At 38.1% G+C, this 4830-nt stretch carries 5 protein-coding genes; 3 read left to right on the top strand and 2 right to left on the bottom strand.

The annotated features are described in order from the left end of the window. The 3 genes from ACIQZ6_RS11915 to ACIQZ6_RS11905 form a co-directional block, all read left to right on the top strand. The coding region (locus tag ACIQZ6_RS11915) for an argininosuccinate lyase (protein WP_395811380.1) at window positions 1-1010 on the top strand (1010 nt) is incomplete at its 5' end. Between the two features lie 50 nt (window positions 1011-1060). Continuing rightward, window positions 1061-2317, top strand: a complete 1257-nt coding sequence (locus ACIQZ6_RS11910) for a pyridoxal phosphate-dependent aminotransferase (RefSeq protein ID WP_395811378.1) — start codon at window positions 1061-1063, stop codon at window positions 2315-2317. Between the two features lie 169 nt (window positions 2318-2486). After that, window positions 2487-3197 (top strand): SAM-dependent methyltransferase, encoded by a 711-nt coding sequence (locus ACIQZ6_RS11905; protein ID WP_395811376.1) that lies wholly within the window; start codon window positions 2487-2489, stop codon window positions 3195-3197. 319 nt (window positions 3198-3516) lie between these two features. Here ACIQZ6_RS11905 and ACIQZ6_RS11900 read toward each other — a convergent pair whose 3' ends face one another. Further along, window positions 3517-4119, bottom strand: coding sequence for a tRNA-(ms[2]io[6]A)-hydroxylase (locus tag ACIQZ6_RS11900; protein WP_395811374.1), 603 nt, complete (start codon window positions 4117-4119; stop codon window positions 3517-3519). Between the two features lie 50 nt (window positions 4120-4169). Continuing rightward, the gene (gene nadD, locus ACIQZ6_RS11895) at window positions 4170-4742 is read right to left on the bottom strand and encodes a nicotinate (nicotinamide) nucleotide adenylyltransferase (RefSeq protein WP_395811382.1); all 573 of its coding nucleotides are present in this window, start codon (window positions 4740-4742) and stop codon (window positions 4170-4172) included. Window positions 4743-4830: the final 88 nt, after the last annotated feature.

The following is a 4830-nucleotide window of genomic DNA, read 5'->3' as shown; positions in this document are numbered from 1 at the left end:
GGAATGATCAGGTTCTTGTTGACCTTAAACTATTTTTCAGGAGTGAAATTCAAGGAATTGTTAAAAATACGGAACTACTATTTAATCAACTGATCAATCAAAGCGAGGAGCATAAGAATAAATTACTTCCAGGATATACTCATTTGCAGATCGCAATGCCCTCCTCTTTCGGACTTTGGTTTGGTGCTTATGCCGAGAGCCTTACCGATGATATGGAGTTGATGCTTGCAGCTTGGAAGGTGTGTAATAAGAATCCATTAGGTTCAGCAGCCGGATATGGATCTTCTTTTCCTTTGAACCGTACCATGACCACCGAGTTATTAGGTTTTGATTCGCTGAACTATAATGTAGTTTATGCACAAATGGGCCGTGGAAAAACTGAACGGATTCTGGCACAGGCAATGTCATCAGTGGCGGCAACTCTGGCAAAACTGGCAATGGATGCTTGTCTTTTCATTAATCAGAATTTTGCATTTATAAGCTTTCCAGATGAGTTGACCACCGGTTCGAGCATCATGCCACATAAGAAAAATCCGGATGTTTTTGAACTGATCCGTGCAAGATGTAATAAGATACAGGCTTTACCCAATGAGATCGCTCTGATGACCACTAACTTGCCTTCAGGATACCATCGCGATCTTCAATTGCTGAAAGAAAATCTATTTCCGGCATTCAAGTCTTTAAATGAGTGTCTGGAAATGACCGCCTTCATGCTTCAGTCTATTCAAATTAAAGAGGATATATTGAAAGATGAGAAATATGCTTATTTGTTTAGTGTGGATGCGGTAAACGAGGAAGTATTGAATGGTGTACCATTCCGTGAAGCCTATAAAAATGTTGGTATAGCCATTCAAAAGGGTGAATTTAAAGCACCTTCAACTGTAAAACATAGCCATGAAGGTAGTATTGGTAATTTGTGTAATGAGCAGATCCGCGACACCTTTAATGGGGTCTTATCCGGATTTAATTTTGAGAAAGTTGAAAAAGCTGTCAGTGCACTAATTGTCTGATATTAAATAAAATAATTTTAATAAGAGGTTATCTGAAGATCCATAACAGAATGAATATATCCAGATTAGCAAATACACTTGAGGGTTCAGAAATTATAAAAATTGCCGGCGAGATCAATGAGCTTAAGCGCCAAGGTGAACAGATTGCTAACTTAACTATCGGTGATTTTGACGCTAATATTTATCCGATACCGGATGAGCTCAAAGCAGGAATTGTAGATGCATATAAAGATAATCAGACTAATTATCCCCCCGCCGAGGGTGTTGCTGTATTGCGCGAGAATGTTTCGGCATTTTTAAAGGAGCGCTTTGGATTGGAATATAACAGCAAGCAAATTTTAGTTGCGGGTGGATCTCGTCCTTTGATTTATGGTACCTATATGGCATTGATCGATCCCGGCGATAAAGTGATTTTCCCCACACCATCCTGGAACAATAATCATTATTGTCGGTTTACAGGTGCAGAACAAGTTCCTGTAATCACATCTGCGGATAATAATTTTATGCCTAAGGCTGATGATATCAGGCCTCATTTAAAAGGTGCAACACTACTGGCATTATGTTCTCCATTGAACCCTACCGGAACCATGTTTGCAAAAAAGGATCTGGAAGAGATCTGCGAGCTGGTCATCGAAGAGAATAAGAACCGTGCAGCAGATGAAAAGCCATTGTATATCATGTACGATCAAATCTACTCTCTACTTACCTTTGGCGATCAAATTCATTATGATCCCGTAAGCCTTAAACCTGAGTTGAAAGATTATGTTATTTATATTGATGGGATCTCTAAATGCCTTGCTGCAACAGGAGTGCGGGTTGGATGGGCTTTTGGGCCGGAGCATGTAATCGATAAAATGAAAACTATTGTAGGTCATGTGGGAGCATGGGCGCCCAAGCCAGAGCAGCTAGCAACAGCTAAATTTCTAACCCAGCCATTGGAGTTAAATACCTACTTGACCACCTTTAAAGCGAAGGTTCAAAAAAGTTTAGATGCACTTTACCAGGGAATAATTCAGCTAAAGGCAGATGGTTTCGCTGTGGATGCAATTAATCCAATGGGTGCAATTTATCTAACTGTAAAGGTTGATTATATTGGAAAAACTACAACAGATGGTGATATTTTGAAAAATAGTGCGGATGTTAATTTTTACCTGATTAAAGAGGCTAAAATGGGCATTGTACCTTTTTCTGCATTTGGCACTAACAATAGCGTAAATTGGTTTAGAGCCTCTGTTGGTGGTTGTTCTCTTGAAGATATTCAACAAATGATTCCAAGAATGAGACTGGCACTCAGTAAGTTGAAATAAGAGTAACCCAATAATGACACTCTTTCAGAATTTTGAAAAGCTTATAGTGTAATTAATTTATTGCTTAATATCATGCTAAGCGGAATAAATGACTAGCTAGTATTCATCATTTGTCAATATAAAGCAGCATTTTGGATTGATTTTAATTAATTTGTACAAAAAACTATACATGCTTTTAGGCACTCTTTATCTTATTCCCGTTCCATTGGCAGAAAATGCATCTGCAAAATCATTTACTCCATACCTTGTCGATACCATTAATCACATTAATGAATATATCGTTGAAAACAGTAAAACTGCACGCAGGTTTTTAAAGGAGGCCGGTTTAAAAACCCCCCAGAGTGAACTTATTGTTCATGATTATGGCAAGCATAATAGAGATGGTAATCTTCACGAATTTTTTAAAGGCTTGTTATCGGGTAAAGATGTGGGTCTGATGAGTGAGGCTGGCTGTCCGGGTGTTGCTGATCCGGGAGCAGAAATTGTGGCTTTAGCCCATTCAAAAGGGATAAAAGTTGTTCCTTTGGTTGGACCTAGCTCCATATTACTGGCATTAATGGCTTCTGGTTTTAGCGGCCAAAGTTTTACATTTCATGGTTATTTGCCAATTGATAAGTTACAACGGGCTAATAAGGTTAAGGAGTTAGAAGGGGTAGCAGAGCGGCATAGTCAAACTCAGATGTTCATTGAAACGCCATTTCGCAACGATTCGATACTAGAGGAGGTCTTAAAAAGTTGTAAACCCGAAACACGATTATGCATTGCCTGCGATTTGACTTCCGAAAGTGAATTCATTCAGACAAAAAGTATAAGGGAATGGAAGCTGAAGATTCCGCAATTACATAAACGTCCTGCTATATTTTTGTTATTTAAAAAATAGTAAGAAGAGTAATTCGTGCTTAATTGTTTGATTTGATGACAACATTAACGTCATCTCGAATACGTTAAAGTATGTTTCCCTTTAAAAAACTTTGAATCGTGGAGAGATCTACTGATCAAATCTCTGTTTTACTCAACAGATTCCTCTTCGTTCCTGATTCGGAATAACGTCGTCATTTCGAACACCTGCGCTATTTTTAACTGAAAGGTACTAGTGAAGGGTGGAGAAATCGGTTGATCATAAACTATTTTTATTCATCATAATATTCTTCCCGCCTCATCGGGATGAATAGTTGGCTATCAGTAGATTAATCCGGTTATTAACCATGTATCGTTTCCGATTTACCATAATTTTGGATAACCTGAGCTTCATAATCAAGAAATTCTTTCCAGCGTTTTTCTACATCAATTCCTTCAGCATATTTTCGAGCAAGCCCAATGAACATGGTATAATGACCGGCTTCACTGACCATCAGTTCATAATAGAACTTGGAAAGTTCTTCATCATTAATATGCTCAGACATTACTTTGAAGCGTTCACAGCTTCTGGCTTCAATCATGGCAGAGAATAAAAGCCGGTCAATCAATTGGTCATGCCTGCTTCCGCCTTTGATTACAAATTGCAATAGTTCATTTACATAATGATCTTTTCGTTCTCTGCCAAGCACAAATCCTCTGGCAAGGATCAGATCATGTACCCTTTTAAAATGATCCATTTCCTCTTGTACCAAGAGGGCCATTTCCTGTACTAGGTCAGACAGATTTGGATTTTGAACGATAAGCGTTATAGCATTGCTGGCAGCCTTCTGCTCACAAAAGGCATGGTCAGTTAGAATCTCCTCAATATTACTTTCAACCACATTCTTAACCCAAAGCGGGTCGGTAGGGAGTTTCAGTTTAAGTATGGTTTTTTCGTTGCTCACAGTATTTTTATAATTCTTTTAGCGTCTTTAATGCTGGGCATTTCCGAGTATTAACGGTATAAATTTTTGCTATCGATAAATTTAAGCACTTTATCAGGTACAAAATAGTGCACATTCTTACCTTCTTTAACAGCTTTCCGAATAAATGTGGCAGATAATTCCATAAGAGGAGTTTCTGTAATTGTTATGGAAGGATGATCCTTGAATTCTTGTATTTCAAACCCCGGTCTTGGGTAAATATGAATGTGATAATCACGTAGAATCAGTTCATAATTTTTCCATTTTTTGATTGAGGTTAAATTGTCTGAACCCATGATTAGACTGAATTCATGTTCCGGGTATTTTTCATGAAGAAAAGTTAGCGTATCAATGGTATAAGATGGTTGTGGAAGTTTTAGTTCCACATCGCTAACCCTGATATTCATTGCTTCTTCTGTAGCCAATTTCGTCATTTCTAGCCGATCATACATATTGATGAGGTCGCTCTTTTCTTTCAAAGGATTATGAGGAGAAACCACCAGCCAAACCTGCTCAAGGTCAGTGTAATTCGCCATGTAATTGGCTATAATCAGATGGCCAATATGAACGGGATTGAATGAGCCGAAGAATAATCCTATTTTCATATGCCTAGAGAGATGTGAGATATGAGATAAAAGATATGAGATATGAGATTTGAGATATGAGAAAGCCCGACATTCTATTTCTATAATT

It is taken from the genome of Daejeonella sp., from assembly GCF_044348475.1.
Classification (GTDB): domain Bacteria; phylum Bacteroidota; class Bacteroidia; order Sphingobacteriales; family Sphingobacteriaceae; genus Daejeonella.
Note: the sequence above shows the minus strand (reverse complement) of the source record. Positions and strands in the feature narration are given on the sequence as shown.